Source organism: Sphingomonas sinipercae (genome assembly GCF_011302055.1).
GTDB lineage: Bacteria > Pseudomonadota > Alphaproteobacteria > Sphingomonadales > Sphingomonadaceae > Sphingomicrobium > Sphingomicrobium sinipercae.
Genome location: NZ_CP049871.1, coordinates 886,857 through 902,703, shown reverse-complemented (window position 1 = coordinate 902,703; position 15,847 = coordinate 886,857). Strand labels below are relative to the sequence as shown.

The 15,847-nt window shown below is 65.9% G+C and carries 17 protein-coding genes; 7 read left to right on the top strand and 10 right to left on the bottom strand.

Features of this window, described 5'->3' with window-relative positions; all coding sequences use genetic code 11:
• Positions 1-3: 3 nt before the first annotated feature.
• The gene (locus G7078_RS04665; RefSeq protein ID WP_166093486.1) at positions 4-1,200 is read left to right on the top strand and encodes an acetyl-CoA C-acyltransferase; all 1,197 of its coding nucleotides are present in this window, start codon (positions 4-6) and stop codon (positions 1,198-1,200) included.
• A 4-nt stretch (positions 1,201-1,204) separates the two neighbouring features.
• Here G7078_RS04665 and G7078_RS04660 read toward each other — a convergent pair whose 3' ends face one another.
• The 6 genes from G7078_RS04660 to G7078_RS04635 form a co-directional block, all read right to left on the bottom strand.
• The gene (locus G7078_RS04660) at positions 1,205-1,861 is read right to left on the bottom strand and encodes a hypothetical protein (protein ID WP_166093484.1); all 657 of its coding nucleotides are present in this window, start codon (positions 1,859-1,861) and stop codon (positions 1,205-1,207) included.
• A complete protein-coding gene (locus G7078_RS04655; RefSeq protein WP_166093482.1) occupies positions 1,858-2,070 on the bottom strand; it encodes a helix-turn-helix transcriptional regulator in 213 nt (70 codons plus the stop codon). The genes G7078_RS04660 and G7078_RS04655 overlap by 4 nt, the downstream gene beginning before the upstream one ends.
• A 53-nt stretch (positions 2,071-2,123) precedes the next feature.
• The gene (locus tag G7078_RS04650; RefSeq protein ID WP_166093480.1) at positions 2,124-2,603 is read right to left on the bottom strand and encodes an SH3 domain-containing protein; all 480 of its coding nucleotides are present in this window, start codon (positions 2,601-2,603) and stop codon (positions 2,124-2,126) included.
• A complete protein-coding gene (locus tag G7078_RS04645; RefSeq protein ID WP_166093477.1) occupies positions 2,603-4,009 on the bottom strand; it encodes an NAD(P)H-dependent flavin oxidoreductase in 1,407 nt (468 codons plus the stop codon). The genes G7078_RS04650 and G7078_RS04645 overlap by 1 nt, the downstream gene beginning before the upstream one ends.
• Positions 4,010-4,074: 65 nt before the next feature.
• Positions 4,075-4,914: a carboxylating nicotinate-nucleotide diphosphorylase gene (nadC, locus tag G7078_RS04640; protein WP_166093475.1), complete on the bottom strand. Its 840-nt coding sequence runs from the start codon at positions 4,912-4,914 to the stop codon at positions 4,075-4,077.
• A gap of 32 nt (positions 4,915-4,946) precedes the next feature.
• Positions 4,947-5,789 (bottom strand): metallophosphoesterase family protein, encoded by an 843-nt coding sequence (locus G7078_RS04635; RefSeq protein ID WP_166093473.1) that lies wholly within the window; start codon positions 5,787-5,789, stop codon positions 4,947-4,949.
• A 64-nt stretch (positions 5,790-5,853) separates the two neighbouring features.
• Here G7078_RS04635 and G7078_RS04630 point away from each other — a divergent pair, with 64 nt between their 5' ends.
• Complete coding sequence (locus G7078_RS04630) at positions 5,854-6,963, top strand: phosphotransferase (protein ID WP_246166484.1); 1,110 nt, start codon at positions 5,854-5,856, stop codon at positions 6,961-6,963.
• A 17-nt stretch (positions 6,964-6,980) separates the two neighbouring features.
• Here G7078_RS04630 and G7078_RS04625 read toward each other — a convergent pair whose 3' ends face one another.
• Positions 6,981-9,173 carry a M3 family metallopeptidase gene (locus tag G7078_RS04625; protein WP_166093471.1) on the bottom strand — a complete coding sequence of 731 codons (2,193 nt, stop codon included), beginning with the start codon at positions 9,171-9,173 and terminating at the stop codon, positions 6,981-6,983.
• Between the two features lie 298 nt (positions 9,174-9,471).
• Between G7078_RS04625 and rpsF the strand changes: the two genes are divergently transcribed.
• The 4 genes from rpsF (at position 9,472) to G7078_RS04605 (ending at position 11,425) form a co-directional block, all read left to right on the top strand.
• On the top strand, positions 9,472-9,897 hold the full coding sequence (rpsF, locus tag G7078_RS04620; protein WP_166093469.1) for a 30S ribosomal protein S6: 426 nt from the start codon (positions 9,472-9,474) through the stop codon (positions 9,895-9,897).
• Positions 9,897-10,121: a 30S ribosomal protein S18 gene (rpsR, locus tag G7078_RS04615; RefSeq protein WP_114228749.1), complete on the top strand. Its 225-nt coding sequence runs from the start codon at positions 9,897-9,899 to the stop codon at positions 10,119-10,121. Before rpsF ends, rpsR begins: the two co-directional genes overlap by 1 nt.
• A gap of 12 nt (positions 10,122-10,133) precedes the next feature.
• On the top strand, positions 10,134-10,778 hold the full coding sequence (gene rplI, locus G7078_RS04610; protein ID WP_166093467.1) for a 50S ribosomal protein L9: 645 nt from the start codon (positions 10,134-10,136) through the stop codon (positions 10,776-10,778).
• A gap of 179 nt (positions 10,779-10,957) precedes the next feature.
• Positions 10,958-11,425: a hypothetical protein gene (locus G7078_RS04605; protein WP_166093464.1), complete on the top strand. Its 468-nt coding sequence runs from the start codon at positions 10,958-10,960 to the stop codon at positions 11,423-11,425.
• 52 nt (positions 11,426-11,477) lie between these two features.
• On the opposite strand, the gene G7078_RS04600 is transcribed toward G7078_RS04605, so the two are convergent.
• The gene (locus G7078_RS04600; protein WP_166093462.1) at positions 11,478-12,128 is read right to left on the bottom strand and encodes a glutathione S-transferase family protein; all 651 of its coding nucleotides are present in this window, start codon (positions 12,126-12,128) and stop codon (positions 11,478-11,480) included.
• Between the two features lie 22 nt (positions 12,129-12,150).
• Positions 12,151-12,651, bottom strand: coding sequence for a DUF6456 domain-containing protein (locus G7078_RS04595; RefSeq protein ID WP_246166482.1), 501 nt, complete (start codon positions 12,649-12,651; stop codon positions 12,151-12,153).
• A gap of 94 nt (positions 12,652-12,745) precedes the next feature.
• Between G7078_RS04595 and G7078_RS04590 the strand changes: the two genes are divergently transcribed.
• Complete coding sequence (locus tag G7078_RS04590) at positions 12,746-13,312, top strand: helix-turn-helix domain-containing protein (RefSeq protein ID WP_166093460.1); 567 nt, start codon at positions 12,746-12,748, stop codon at positions 13,310-13,312.
• A gap of 13 nt (positions 13,313-13,325) precedes the next feature.
• Here G7078_RS04590 and topA read toward each other — a convergent pair whose 3' ends face one another.
• Complete coding sequence (topA, locus tag G7078_RS04585) at positions 13,326-15,809, bottom strand: type I DNA topoisomerase (protein WP_166093458.1); 2,484 nt, start codon at positions 15,807-15,809, stop codon at positions 13,326-13,328.
• Positions 15,810-15,847: the final 38 nt, after the last annotated feature.

The window sequence follows — 15,847 nt, the reverse complement described above, 5'->3', positions numbered from 1 at the left end:
CTCATGGCCACCTCTCCTTCCGCCGATCCCGTCGTCATCCTGTCTTACGCGCGCACCCCGATGGGCAGCTTCCAGGGCGCCTTGTCGGGCGTCAGTGCGACCGCGCTTGGCGCAACGGCGGTCAAGGCGGCGGTCGAGCGCGCCGGCATCGACCCCGGCCAGGTCGAAAAAGTGTTCATGGGCAACGTTCTTCCCGCCGGCCTTGGCCAGGCGCCGGCACGCCAGGCAGCGCTCGGTGCGGGCCTGCCGCGTTCGGCCGAAGCCGTGACCGTCAACAAGGTGTGCGGGTCCGGCATGCAGGCCGCGATCTTCGCCCATGACATGCTGGCCGCGGGCTCGGCCGACGTCATCGTCGCCGGGGGCATGGAGAGCATGACCAACGCGCCCTACCTATCGAAGAAGTATCGCGCCGGCGGCCGCATCGGCCATGACACGATGTACGACCATATGATGCTCGACGGGCTCGAGGACGCCTACGAACCCGGCCGCGCCATGGGCACCTTCGCCGAGGATGCGGCGCGCGAATATCAATTCACGCGCGAGCAGCAGGACGACTATGCGATCGAAAGCCTGCGCCGCGCCAATGACGCCATCACCAGCGGCCGTTTCGACAAGGAAGTCGTCCCCGTCACCGTCGCCACCCGCAAGGGCGACGTCACGGTCGACCGCGACGAGCAGCCGGGCAAGGGCAACCCGGAAAAGATTCCGCAGCTGAAAGCCGCCTTCGCCAAGGACGGCACGATCACCGCCGCCACCTCGTCATCGATCAGCGACGGCGCCGCGGCGCTGGTGCTGACCCGGCAGAGCGTCGCCGACAAGCTTGGCGCCAAGCCCATCGCTCGGGTCGTCGCCCATGCCGCCCATGCGCAGGAGCCCAACCGCTTCACCTCCGCCCCGGTACCGGCGATTCACAAGGTGCTGGAAAAGGCCGGCTGGAGCGTCGACGACGTCGACCTGTGGGAAATCAACGAGGCATTCGCCTGCGTCGCGATGATCGCCATGCGCGACGTCGGCATTCCGCACGACAAGATCAACGTCAACGGCGGCGCCACCGCGCTCGGCCACCCGATCGGCGCGTCGGGCGCCCGAATCACCACGACGCTGATCGCCGCCCTCCAGGATCGCGGCCTGAAGCGCGGCGTCGCGAGCCTCTGCATCGGCGGCGGCGAAGCAACCGCGATTGCGGTGGAGCTGGTCTAGGGGCTTACCTGAACCGCGGCGCCATCAGGCCTTTCCGGCCGATCGCCCAGAAGCTCGCAAGCAGCTGGATTGCCGCGAAGCCGCTGACCAGCACGAGCGGTTGGATCGGGCCTGCATACCCAAGGTGCCACAGGCCGGCCCAACCGCCGAAGACGAGCGTCGTCACGCTCATCGCTAGCGAGGACGCCTCGCGGCCCACTTGCTGAGACATTTCGTCGCCGCCGCCACGCAACCGGAGGGCGATCGCAACCAGCCCAAGGACGCAGAAGGAAGCGATGACCAGGGCCGCCTGCGCGCTCAGCAACGACCCGGACCCGCCGGAAAGCACCAAGGTTAGCAGGAACAGCCCGACCAGCAGGCAGCTCAACGCGCCCAGCGCGATCCGGGGGCGATCCTCGCGGACTTCATCGGCATCTTCGACGTTGAGGAAGCGGGCGCCCGCACCCGGCGCGATCGCTCCGACGCCGACGGCCAGGCCGATAAGCGCGTAGATCGCTCCAACGGCAAGCGTCAGCATTGCCGCCCCGTCGTCAAGGTCGATGTAGCGCTCGCCAACGAGCGCCAGCAGAAGCGCGGTGCCGACGGCGCCGACCACCGCGCCCAGAAGCGCCCGCCCCAGCGACCGCGACATCGCGCTCCGCTCCGATTTCGTATCATTCATGTGATGTCCCCCGGCTTCCAATGATCGATAAACAAGGCGTCGACGGGCACGGCGAACAGCTTGGCCATGCGCAACGCCAGCGGGAGACTCGGGTCGTATTTGTCGGTTTCGACCGCGTTGATCGTCTGCCGCGAAACGCCGAGGCGCCGGGCGAGTTCGCCCTGGCTCCATCCACGCTCCTCGCGCCAACCCTTGACCCGATTCTCCACCCGCCAAGGATGTGTAAAGAGCTCTTGACTGTCAAGAGCTCTTTACAGAGCGGTCAGTCGACCGTTTCTCCGGGGGCGAGGCCGAAGATGTCGGCGGTGCTGATATAGCCTTCGCGGTCGCCGACGTTGATGTGGCACCAGTCGTTGCGGCACTTTTCGATCCGGCCGACCACGCCGGGGGCGGCGAGGTAGCGGATTCGGGCGCCTGCCTCGGGCTTGATCCGGATCGCCCGGGGTTCGCCGGCCTTGACCAGCGCGGTTCGTCGGTCGGACAGCAAAGTGACGAGCATCCAGCCTTCGGCCCCGTCGGGATCGCGGATCAGGCGCCAATTTTCATACTTCTTGATCACCCGCACCGGCAGGTCGCGGCGCTGATAGAGCCAGACGCCGGGATAGGTCTTGGCCGGGCCCTTGCGGGTCATCGCCTGCCCGCTTGCGATCGATGCCCAATAAGGCGGGACCTTGTCCTGGGCGGCGGCCGGGGCAGCCACGGCCAGTGCCAGGACCATGCCGATCGACCCCCGCAGCCGCATCAGGCGCCCGTCAGGATCCGGTCGACCAACTGCTTCACCGTCGGGACGAATCCGTTCGAGTAGAACGGGTCGGTCTTGAAGCGGAACGCGGAATGGCCGGCGAACATCAAATTCTTGTCGACGTCGCCGCCGTGGGCGATGTCCTGGAGCGTCTTCTGGATGCAGAAGCTGCGCGGGTCGGCCAGCCGCCCGGTCGAGTTCTTCTCATTGTCCGCCCATGACGAAAAGGCGCATTGGCTAAGGCAGCCCATGCATTCCGCCTGGTCGATCCGGATCTGCTTTTCTTCCTCCGGCGCGACGAAGATCAGCGTGTCGTCCGGGGTCTTCATCGCGTTGGTGAAGCCTTGCGCAAACCATTCGCGCGCATGCTGCAAGTCGCCCTTGGTGACCCAGAAATTCTTCTTGGTGCCGACGCCGACGTCGAGCTGGAAGCTATGGTCGCCGACCTCGTCCTTGGTGAAGGCGATCTGCCGTTCGCTGCGCGCTTCGAGGTTGCGCAGGAATGGCGTTCGGACGGCGGAGGAATAAAAGCCGGTCGGCGAAAACTTGTGCAGCAGGACGTCGCCTTCTTCCAGCGTCATCAGCCGTTCTTTCCAGCCCGGCGGGATCGGGCTTTCCTGCGTCAGCAGCGGGCGCGTTCCGAACTGGAAGGCGATCTGCCCAAGCTCGGGATTGTCGATCCAATTCTCCCATTCGTCGAGGCGCCAGACGCCGCCGGCCATGACGATCGGCACGCTGTCCGGAATGCCGCCCTCGCGCATGGTTTCGCGCAGTTCCTTGACCCGCGGGTAAGGATCCTGCGGCTGGCGCGGGTCCTCGGCGTTGCTCAGGCCATTGTGGCCGCCGGCCAGCCACGGATCTTCGTAAACCACGCCGCCAAGCCATTCGGCGACCTTCGAATAAGCCCGCTTCCACAGCGCGCGGAAGGCGCGGCCGGAGCTGACGATCGGCAGGTAGTAAACGCCGTAGGAAGCGGCGATCTCGCTGAGCTTATACGGCATGCCAGCGCCGCAGGTCACGCCCGCGATCTTGCCGCGCGCGCGCTCCAGCACGCCGTGCAGGATCGGCTGCGCGCCGCCCATTTCCCACAGCACGTTGATGTTGATGAGGCCCTTGCCGTCCGCCATCTCATAAGCGCGCTCGACCTGGGCCACCGCGCCTTCGATGCCGTAATGGATCAGCTCCTCATGCCGCTGGCGGCGGGTCATGCCCGCATAGACCTGCGGAATGATTCGCCCTTCGGGGTCGTAGCTGTCGGCGTTGACCGCCGAGACGGTGCCGATTCCACCAGCCGCGGCCCACGCGCCCGAGCTCATGTGGTTGGTGGCGGACACGCCCTTGCCGCCTTCGATCAGCGGCCAGACTTCCTGTCCGGCGTAGGTGATGGGCTTCAGGCCCTTGAACAACACATGTCTCCCGAGAGGTAAGCACCCGATACACTGAACGCTTAAACGGCGGATATGGTGCGCCGCTACTCCAGTGCGTAGTCCATGCCAATATCGACCGCGGGCGCCGACTGCGTGATCCGGCCGACGGAAATGAAATCGACGCCGGTTTCGGCGATGCCGCGGATAGTCTCCAGATTGACTCCGCCGGACGCTTCCAGCGGCACGCGCCCGGCCACCAGCGCAACCGCGTGCCGGAGCGTCGGTACGTCCATGTTGTCGAGCAAGAGCCGGTCCGCGCCGGCGTCCAGCGCTTCCTCGATCTGCGCGAGGCGGTCCACTTCGACCTGGACCTGCAGCCCGGTGTTGGCCGCCTTCGCCGAGCGCACGGCAGCGCCGACGCCGCCGGCCACTGCGACATGGTTGTCCTTGATCAGCACCCCGTCGTCGAGGCGCATCCGGTGGTTGTGCGCGCCGCCCATCCGCGCCGCATATTTTTCCAGCGCGCGAAGCCCCGGGATGGTCTTGCGCGTATCGAGCAGTACCGCCTTGGTCCCCGAAATTGCGTCGGCATAGCGGCGGCTCAAGGTCGCGATTCCCGAGAGGTGCTGGAGCGTGTTGAGCGCGGAGCGCTCCGCCGCAAGCATCGGGCGGGCCAGGCCGCTCATCGTCATCACCACGCCGCCCGCATCGACGCGCTCGCCATCGGCGACCTGCATTGCGATCCGCACAGTTTCATCCAGCGCTCGGAAGAAAGCGGCCGCAAGGTCGATCCCGGCAAGCACGATCGGTTCTCGGCAACCGATCTCGGCGGAGAATCGCGCATCGGCGTCGATGGTCGCATCGGAGGTGACGTCGCCGCCGCTGCCGAGGTCCTCGTCCAGGACCCGGCGGACGAATGCGTCGCTGTCGAAACCGTCGATCACCCGCCTGCCCTAAGCGAGCGTTGCCGGCACGGCTAGTGCGCGGCTTCCAACGGCACGTCCTGCTCCGACATCCGCCACCGACCGTCCTGCTGGCGATAGCGCTTGGCGTCTTCGGCTTCGAAGCGGTCGCCATTCCACACCAGCACCGTCAGGGTCAGCGTGCCCGGCTCGATATCGATGCGGTTGAAGCTTTGTGGCTGCTCACGCACCCGTATCGACGTCGCGGTGCCCGCCTGCACGACCAGCGCGGACCCTGCGCGAGTCACCAGGTCCCGGGCGTCATGGACATCGGCATGGTGGTTGTGGCCGGCAAGCAGCAAGTCGACGCCGGCGTCGCCGATCGCATCGAGCGCAAGTTCGCTGCGCCCGGCCGCCGGCGTCACTTCGTCGCCGATTTGCAGCGCGAACAGGGGATGGTGAGTCACCAAAATCCGCATCGCTTCGGAATCGGTGCGCTCAAAGGTCTTGCGGATGAGGTCAATCTGCTCGTGGCTCACCCGCCCGTCCTTGAAGGTGAGCGAGCGCGCGGTGTTGATGCCCAGCACCGTCGCCCCGGCCATTTCGTGCACCGGGCAAAGCACGTCGTCGACATAGCGCGTGTAGCGGGTCAGCGGCGACAGGAAGCGGCGGAGCACGTCATACAATGGGATGTCGTGGTTGCCCGGAACGCCCAGCACCTCATGACCGGCGCCCTTCAGCCGATCGAGGAATCGACAGGCTTCTTGGAATTGCTCGGTTCGTGCGCGCTGCGTGAAATCGCCGCTGATGACGACCAGGTCCGGCTGCTCGGCGCCGACCTGTTCCTCGACCGCAGCCACGATGCGATCGTCGTGGGCGCCGAAGTGGAGGTCAGAGAGATGAATGATCCGTGGCATATACCTCTAACCCAGACATGCTGAACTTGTTTCAGCATCGATCTTGGTCAAGGGCATCTGGTGCGTGATCAAGGCCCTCGAACAAGCGCAGGGTGACGGAGGATCGGTGGACCGAACCGAGGCGAACACCGGCACCAGGACCGTGGCCGAACGGCTGCGATTCGACGAGGATGCGCTGGCGCTCTGGATGCAAGCGCAGGTCGATGGCTTTCGCGGCCCGCTGCAGGTCAGCCAGTTCAAGGGGGGCCAGTCCAACCCGACCTATCGGCTTGACGCGGCCAGCGGCACCTATGTCCTGCGGCGCAAGCCGCCTGGGCCGCTGCTTCCCGGCGCCCATGCGGTGGACCGCGAATATCGCGTGATGGCGGCCCTTGGCGCGCAGGGCTTCGCGGTGCCCAGGGTCCACGCGCTATGCGAAGACGACGGCGTCATCGGCACGCCCTTCTTCGTCATGGATATGGTCGAAGGACGGATTTTCTGGGAAGCGCAGCTGCCCGGCGTTTCCCGCGAACAGCGCGCGGCTCACTTCGAAGCGATGAACGCGACCATCGCGCGGCTGCACAATTTCGACCCGCAGGCGATTGGCCTTGGTGACTATGGCCGGCCGGGCAATTTCGTCGAACGGCAGGTCGCGCGCTGGTCGAAGCAATATCTCGCCGACACCGACGCGGGCCGCGTCGAAACGATGGACCGGCTGGTCGACTGGCTGGGCAAGCATTTGCCGCGCGACAGCGGCCGCTCGAGCGTGGTTCATGGCGACTTTCGGTGCGACAACATGATCTTCGCCCCCACCCAGCCGCGGGTTGCCGCGGTCCTGGATTGGGAGCTTTCGACGCTTGGCGACCCGGCTTCGGATTTCACCTACCACCTGATGATGTACCGGATGCCGCGCGACCTGTTCGCCGGGCTCGGCGGCATGGACGTGGACGAACTCGGCATTCCCGCCGAAGCGGATTACGTCGCGGCCTATTGCGCGCGCACCGGCCGCGACCATCTGCCGAACAAGGATTACCTGATCGTCTTCAACCTCTTCCGGCTGGCGGCGATCCTGCACGGAATCCGCGGCAGGATCGCGCGCGGCAATGCGTCGTCGGCGCACGCGATCGAGACCGCCAACAAGCTTGAGCCGCTCGCCGATCTCGCCTGGGCGGAGGCGTCGAAGGCGCGGCTCTAGGGCCGCGCCCCCTTCGCTTACTGGCCGGTCGGGAAGCCGCGCCGCTTGAGCAACGCGTTGACGTCCGGATCGCGCCCGCGGAACTGGCGATAGGCCTCGATCCGGTCGGTCTCGTTCCCGGTCGTCAGCAGCACCCGCGCGAAGCGCTCGGCCGTGGCCTTGTCCCACACGTTGCCGGTCTCCTCGAACGCGGCCCAGGTGTCGGCGTCCATCGTTTCCGACCACAGGTAGGAATAATAGCCTGCCGAATATGCGTCGGACGAGAACAGGTGGTTGAACTGCGGCAGCCGGTGCCTCAGCACGATTTCCTTGGGCATGCCGAGGTCCGCCAGCGCCTGCTTCTCGAACGCGTCGGGATCGATCACTCCGTTCGGGTCCATGTGCAGCTTCATGTCGACGATCGCGGCGGCGAGATATTCCACCGTCGCGAAGCCCTGATTGAACGTCGATGCCTTCTGGATCTTGGCGACCAGCGACTTGGGCATCGCGGCGCCGGTCTTGTAATGCTTGGCGAAGCGGTTGAGCACCTCGGGCGTCAGCAGCCAATTTTCATTCACCTGGCTCGGATATTCGACGAAGTCGCGCTGCGCCCCGCCGAAGCTCGGGTAATCGACGTCGACGTGCAGGTAATGGATGCCGTGCCCGAACTCGTGGAACAGCGTCTCCGCATCGTCGAGGCTGATCAGCACCGGCTCGCCGGGTCCAGGCTTCACGAAGTTGTTGTTGTTCGAATTGAGGACGATCTTGTCGTCGAGCAGCCGGTTCCTCGTCCGGTAGGATGAGTGCCAGGCGCCCGACCTCTTGCCCTCACGCGCATAATCGTCACGATAGAACAGGCCGAGCTGCTCGCCCGTGCCGCGCTTGGTGACCGAAAATGCGCGAACGTCAGGATGCCAGACCGGCACCGTTCCCGTCACTTCCTTGAAGTCGAGGCCATAGAGTTCGCCGGCCGCCCAGTAGGACGCGTCGATGATGTTGTTGAGGCTGAAGTAGGGTTTGATCTCTTCCTGACTAAGGTCGTAGCGCTGCTTGCGGACCTTCTCCTGGTAATAGCGGTAATCCCACGGCTCGATCGTCCGAACGCCGTCCTTGCGCGCGATCTTCAGCTGGTCGGCAACCTCTTCCTTCACCCGCGCGGCCGCTGCCGGCCACACCCGCATCATCAGGTCCATCGCCTTGGCCGGGGTCTTGGCCATCGTATCCTGCATCCGCCATTCGGCATGGTTCGCGTAGCCGAGCAGCTTGGCGCGGTCGGCGCGCAGCTTTACGATCTTGGCGATGATTGCGTTGGTATCGTTGGCACCGCCATTGTCGCCGCGGTTGACGAACGCCCGCCAGACCTTTTCACGAAGGTCGCGGTTGGCGCCGAAGGTGAGCAGCGGATCGACCGCCGAGCGCGTGTTCTTGATCGCGAAGCCCGCCTTGCCCTGCGCCTTGGCAGCCGAGGCATAGGCTGCCTTCATGTCCGCCGGCACGCCCTTCAGTTGCGCTTCGGTCGCGAACAAATAGGTGCTTTCATCGGCAAGCACCCGCTCGGAAAACGTTGCGAACAGCTCGGCCAATTGCTGGTTCATGGCCGACAATTGCTGCTTCTGCGCTGGGTTGAGGTTGGCGCCCTCGCGAACGAAGCTGTCGTAATAGCGGGTCAGCAAGCGATCCTGCTTGGGGTTGAGGCCAAGCGTCGTCTTGGCGTCGTAGAGCGTCTTGATCCGCTGGAAGAGCTCCGGGTTAAGCGTCGTCTCGTCGTAGGCCGCCGACAGCTTGGGCGACCATTCCTTGTCGAGCGCCTGATATTCCGGCGTCGCCATGTTGCCCGTCATCACGCTGAACAAGGTTTCGACGCGGCCCAGCCGCTGGCCCGCCTTTTCCATGGCTTCGATGGTGTTGGCGAACGTCGGCGGCTGGGGGTTGTTGGCAATTGCCAGCACTTCGCCGCGCCGCTCGTCGATGGCGAACTTGAACGCTTCCGGGAACAGTGACGGCTTGACCTTGTCCCACGGGGGGACGCCGCCGTAGGGGCCGGTCCACTCCGCCAGCAAGACATTGTCCGGAACCGGCGCCGGGACGAAGGTCAGCCCTTCCTGCGAGGAGTCGATCTGCGGGTTGTCGATGGCCGAGCCGGTGACGATCCGGTCTCCCGGGGCGGTCGTTGCGCAGCCGGCCACGCCCAGCGAAAGTACGGCCGTTCCGGCCAGCAGCATCGACTTCATGCATCATCCTCTTGACTTGAATCTTCACGCTGCAGCGAGGAGCCGCTGCGGCCAGCGCCCGCAAGGACGCGTTCGACGAAGCGGTTTTACCGCCCTGCGAGTGAACTTCAAATGAGCGTCGCGTAAATCCGGCGCTGGCCAGGGCGGCATTCATCCACTCGGCTCTTCCAATCGGCGCCGCCTTCGCTTATAGGCGCGGCCGTTGAGGGCGGCTTCGGCTGCCCTTTGCTTTTGAAGACAGCCGGAGGGGCGTCGCACTGGGCGGCGTCAGCGATCGGCCAACAAGACGAGAACGAACATGCCGCTCTACGAGCATGTTTTCCTCGCGCGTCAAGACCTGGCCCAGGCCCAGGTCGATGCGCTTGCGGAAAACGCAACCAAGATCATCGAAGACAATGGCGGCAAGGTCGCCAAGACGGAAACGTGGGGCCTTCGCAGCCTCGCCTACCGCATCGCGAAGAACCGCAAGGCGCATTACGTGATGCTCGACGTCGACGCCCCGCCGGCCGCTTTGGCCGAGCTTGAGCGCCAGACCAACATCAACGAAGACGTCATTCGCTTCATGACCATCCGCGTCGATGAGCATGAAGGCGGTCCGTCGGCGATGATGCGCCGCGACCGTGACCGTGGCGAGCGCGGTGACCGCGGCGACCGTGGCCCGCGCGGCGACCGCGACGATCGCGGCCCGCGCACCCCGCGCGTCCAGGAAGAGGAGCAGATCTGATGGCCCGCGCATTCTTCCGCCGCCGCAAGAGCTGCCCTTTCTCCGGCAAGGACGCTCCCCGCATCGATTACAAGGACGTCCGTCTGCTGCAGGGCTTCGTGTCCGAACGTGGCAAGATCGTCCCCAGCCGCATCACCGCGGTGTCGACCAAGAAGCAGCGTGAATTGGCCAAGGCGATCAAGCGCGCCCGCCATCTCGGCCTGCTTCCCTATGTCGTGAAGTAAGGAGCAGAGCACATGGAAGTCATCCTGCTCGAACGCGTCGAAAAGCTCGGTCACATTGGCGATGTCGTCAATGTGAAGAACGGCTTTGCGCGCAACTACCTGCTGCCGAACAAGAAGGCGCTTCGTGCCAACGAAGCGAACCGCAAGCTGTTCGAAGCCAACCGCGCCAAGATCGAATCGGACAATGCCGATCGCCGCAGCGATGCGGAAAAGGCGGCCAAGGGCGTCGACGGCAAGACCGTCCAGCTCATCCGCCAGGCATCCAACACCGGCCAGCTCTACGGCTCGGTTTCGGCCCGCGACATCGTCGAGGCGCTCGAGGCTGACGGCGCCAAGGTGACCAAGAGCCAGATCGTGCTCGACCGCCCGATCAAGGCGATCGGCATGCACGAGATCAAGGTTGCGCTGCATCCGGAAGTCGCAGTCTCGGTCAAGGTCAACGTCGCCCGTTCGCCGGAAGAAGCCGACCTGCAGGCGCAGGGCGTCGACGTGATGGCGCAAATGTTCGAACGCGACACCGCCGCCTTCACCGAGGATTACGATCCGAATGCGGAGCCGGGCGCGACTGCCGAAGTCCAGGCTACCGAAGCTCCCGCTGGCGACGAAGCGGCACCCGCCGCCGAGGAAGCCGCCACGGAGGAGGGCAGCGAGGCCTAGCCTCTCCGCCCAGCCAGGCATTCAAGAAGGCCGCCGGTCCGCAAGGGTCGGCGGCCTTTCTCGTTTCGGTTCGTCGCAAATCCTGCGCCTCGTCGCACGCAGCCTTCCTCGCCCGGAACGGTCACCCCGGCCCCGCTGTTGATGAAGACAGGAGCGCGGGGCTTGTGAAGGAGTTTGAGATGGCGAACGAACGCGACGACGAAATGCAGGGCGAGAACGCTCGCAACAAGCAGGATTCCACCAGCCAGCAGAACCAGCAGCCGACCGGGCAACAGGGCCAACAGCAGCCGAGCGGACAGTCCGGCAGCCAGGATCCCAGCGCCCAGGGCGGCCAGTCGCAAGACGGCGCCTTTTCCGGCGAAAGCGGCAACCAGGCCGGCTACGGCTCCTCGCAGGAGCAGCTGAGCGAAGGCCAGACCAGCCTCGCGGACAGAACCGGTCAGCAGGGTTCGGAACAGTCGATCGAAGGCCAGGGCTCCAACCAGGCCGGCGGCAGCAGCAGCGGCTTCGTCGGCTCGCAGGGTCAGGAATCTGGCGAATATCTGCAGAAGCAGGACGGCTCGTCGGACCAGAACTTCGCCGAGCAGGGCCGCGGCGCCACGGAGGATGAAGGCGACGACAGCTCCGGCGGCTCCACCTCCCGCTAAGCCTTCGGGTCAATGAGAGCGCCGCGTTCCCCAGCGGGAGCGCGGCGCTTTTTCATGCGGTCAGCCGCTGCAGCGCCGAAGCCTCCCGCGCGATTGCCGGGGCAAAGCTTTCGCGCGCGAGGATCCGGTCGGTGTAGGCCAGCGTCCTGGGATAGCGGCTGGTATCGATCGCCACCTGCATGTGCCGCAAATTGGCGAACGGGCTGGCAACCGCCAGGTCGGCCAGCGTGATCTGGTCGCCGAGCAGGAAACCCTCCCCCTCCGGCACGCTCCGCTCAAGATAGTCGAGGATTTTGGGAAGCTCGTCGCGCTCCGCCGCCGCGGCGGCCGCGAGATCGCCCTCGCGCTTAAGAAAGACCGGCGCCACGACCCGGTTGAAGAACATCTTCGCGCCGCAACCATTTAGGATCGTATCGGCAAATTCTTCGAACCAGATGCATTGGCCGCGAAGCTTCGGATCGGCGGGAATGAGCGCTGGCTCAGGGTGCTTCGCCTCGATGTAGTGGACGATCGCGCTGGAATCGGCGAGCATGAAGTCGCCGTCGACCATTGCCGGCATCTTCCCGGACGGGCTCGCCTTGCGGAATTCGGGATCCGGGTCGCCGAGCCCGATCGGCTTCATCTCGGCCGCCACGCCTTTCTCGGTCGCGAAAGCGACGACCTTGCGCACGAACGGCGACAGCGAAGACCCGTAGATGATCATGCCCCGACTCCCTGGCGACGACTCAGCGGATCCGGTAGTAGTCTGCAACGCGATCGAGTGCGAGGACCAGCACCAGCTTGCCCGCCCGCGCCGGCCAGCCAAGCGCGGTTTCGGCGTCGCGCATCCCCTCGCCCGAACAGACCACCCGCCACAGGATATCGGCCAATCCCGGCCCCGCCGCAGCGATCGCGCAATCGAACCGCCGCCGGGCGTCGATCTGCGCCGCCGAATGGTCGAGCGCGGCAGCCGATCCGCCACGACGGCTTTCCATCGGCGCCGACGTCCAGTTCATCGTCACCCCGCGCGACAGCGAAGCGCGTTCCCAATCGCCGCGCAATTGCTCGCCGGCGTCGAACTGGCGCCGGGTCACCAGCTTGCGCGCAAGCAGCCACCCAAGCGGGGATTCCAGCGTATTGACCGTAATCGACCGGACCCCGCGCTGCTTGCCGTGGCCGCGCAGGGTCTCGCCGTCCCGGCCGATCCGTCGCTCCTCCAAAATCCTTCCCGCGCCCGCTTCGCTCATCCGATTGCCTCCATTTGCGATTCGCCGGGGACTTGCCACAACGGCGAAAGTGTAGGACAGCGATAAAACCAGAACGGTTCGTCAGGAGCAGCTTGTGATAACCCGAATCCGCGAAGTCCGGCGCGCTCGCAAGATGACCCTCGAGGATGTCGCCCGCGCCTGCGATCCGCCGACCACGCCGCAGACGATCGGCCGGCTTGAAACCGGCACTCGGACCGTCTCCGTCGACTGGCTCAACCGGATCGCGGCGGCGCTCGGCGCCGACGCGTCGGACCTAGTGCACAGCGCCCAGGAGCGGGCGGAGATCGAGGTTGCGGCGGTGATCGGCCCAAACGGCGCGGCGGCGCCGAAGCGGGCCAGCATTGTCGTCGCGGCGCGCCCCAGGGCCGGGCAAGTCGCGGTCACCGTTGCGGTGAGCGCCGGCGACTATCGGGCGGGCGACGAAATCTGGTGCGACACGCTCCAGGCCGACGATTTCGCCCGCGCGCTCAACCGCGACGTCCTAGTCCCGCGCCCCGCCGGGCGTTTCCTGTTCGGGCGGCTGATCGGCCGTGACGGCAACAAGCTGCACCTTCTGCCCACCGGTGCAGGCACGCGCCAGTCGGTCGTCACCGATCCACCGTGGATCGCGGTGGCCTCACGGCTCGTGCGCAGCCTGTAAGGCGCGCTCGGCCTTAGGCTTTCTTCTTCCGCTTCGGCCCGCCCCGGCCCTTCTTCTTGGCCGGACCCTTGGCGGCTCGTTCGTCGATCCACTGTACCGCTTCTTCCAGCACCACGGACTTGGGCTCGGTACCTTTGGGAATCGTCGCGTGCGTGGTCCCGTCGGTAACATAGGGGCCGTAGCGCCCCTCCATCACCTTGATCTCCTTGCCACTTCCCGGGTGGGCGCCAAGCACCGCAATCGGCTCGCGCGCGGCGCCGCGCTCGCGCCCGCCGGTCGCCGCATCCGCCAGCTTGGCGACCGCCGCGTTCATTCCCGTCTCGAACACTTCGGCGGTCGAGCCGAGCTTGGCATATTTGCCGTTGTGCGCGAGGTACGGGCCATAACGCCCGATGGACGCGGTGATCGGCAGCCCGCTTTCCGGGTGCGGCCCGATTTCGCGCGGGAGGGAGATGAGCCGCTGCGCCATTTCGGGCGTCAGCGCGTCGGTCCCGACATCCTTGGGCACCGAAGCGCGCTTGGCCTCCTTGCCCTCGCCCTGTTGCAGATAGGGGCCGAAGCGTCCGCTGCGCAGCGTAATTCCGTCACCGAAGTCGACCGGCTCGCCGCTCGCCGTTTCGCTTCCGCTCTGGCCGAACCGCTGGGTGTATTTGCATTCGGGATAGTTCGAGCAAGCGACGAACGCGCCATACTTGCCGCCGCGAAGCGCTAGCCGCCCGGTCCCGCAATTGGGGCATAGCCGCGGGTCGCTGCCGTCGCCCTTGTCCGGGAACAGCCAGGGCGACAGGAATTCGTCCAGCGCGGCCGTCACTTCCGACGGCTGCTGCTCCATCACCTCGCCCGCCTTGGGCTTGAAGTCGTGCCAGAAGCCTTCGAGCAGCTTCTGCCAGTCGAGCCGCCCGCCGGACACGTCGTCCAGCTCTTCCTCAAGCTCGGCGGTGTAATCGAAGCTGACGTATTTCTCGAAGAAGCGCTCAAGGAACGCCGTCACCAGCCGGCCGCTCTCCTCGGGCAGGAAGCGCTGCTTTTCGACCCGCACATATTCGCGGTCCTTGAGCGTCTGCAGGATCGACGCATAGGTCGACGGCCGGCCGATGCCGAGCTCCTCCAGCCGCTTGACGAGGCTGGCCTCCGAATAGCGCGGCGGCGGCTGCGTCGAATGCTGGGTCGCCTCGACCCCGGTCTTCGCCGGCGCGTCGCCTTCGCGAAGGTGCGGCATGCGCGCGCCTTCCTCTTCGTCGCCCTTGTCGTCGCGGCCTTCCTCGTAAAGCGCGAGGTAGCCGGGGAAGAGCACTACCTGCCCGGTCGCGCGGAGCACCGCCTTGCCAGTGCCGTCGGCCAGCTCGACCGTGGTGCGCTCCAGCCGCGCCGAGGCCATCTGGCTCGCCAGCGCGCGGTTGTAGATCAGCTCGTACAGCCGCCCGTGGTCGCCGCTCCCCGCCCGCTGCTTGGAAAAGTCGGTCGGCCGGATCGCTTCATGCGCTTCCTGCGCATTCTTGGCCTTGCTGGTGTAATGCCGCGGCTTGTCGGGGACGAAGCCGGCGTCATAGCGGCTGGCGATCGCCTTGCGCGCCGCGCTCACCGCTTCCGGCGCCATCTCGACACCGTCCGTCCGCATGTAAGTGATCGCCCCGTCCTCGTAGAGCGACTGGGCCAGGCGCATCGTATGGCTGGCCGCGAAGCCCAGCTTGCGCGCCGCTTCCTGTTGCAGCGTCGACGTCGTGAAGGGCGGCGGCGGGTTGCGGCCGAACGGCTTGGTCTCGACCGACTGGACCGTGAAGCGGCCTGCCTCGACCGCTTCCCTGGCGCGGTCCGCCTCGCCTTTGCTGCCGATGGTCAGCCGGTCGATTTTCCGGCCTTCGAAGTTGACCAGCCGGGCCGTGAAGTTCTGTCCGTCCTTGTCGAAGCTGGCGCTGACGGTCCAATATTCCTGCGGCTTGAACAGCTCGATCTCGCGCTCCCGGTCGACGATCAGGCGCAACGCAACCGATTGCACGCGGCCGGCGGACTTGGCGCCGGGAAGCTTGCGCCACAGGATCGGGGACAAGGTGAAGCCGACCAGGTAATCGAGCGCGCGGCGTGCCCGATAGGCATCGACCAGATCCTCGTCGAGCGCGCGCGGCTTGGCCATCGCTTCGGTCACCGCGGCCTTGGTGATGGCGTTGAACGCCACCCGCTGGACGTTGGCCGGAAGCGCTTTCTTCTGGCGAAGCACCTCCTGCACGTGCCAGCTGATCGCTTCGCCCTCGCGGTCCGGGTCGGTGGCCAGGATCAGCGTATCGGCTGTCTTCGCCTCGTCGGTAATCGCCTTCAGCTGCTTCGCCCGGTCCGGCGAGACCTGCCACTGCATGGCGAATCCATCGTCGGGATCGACCGACCCGTCCTTGGGCGGCAGGTCGCGGACATGGCCGAAGGACGCGAGGACCTTGTGACCGCTGCCCAAATACTTTTCGATGGTCTTCGCCTTGGCCGGCGATTCGACGACGACTAACTTCAACGCATTACCCCTCACGTATGTGCGTACGAGGGTGGTGA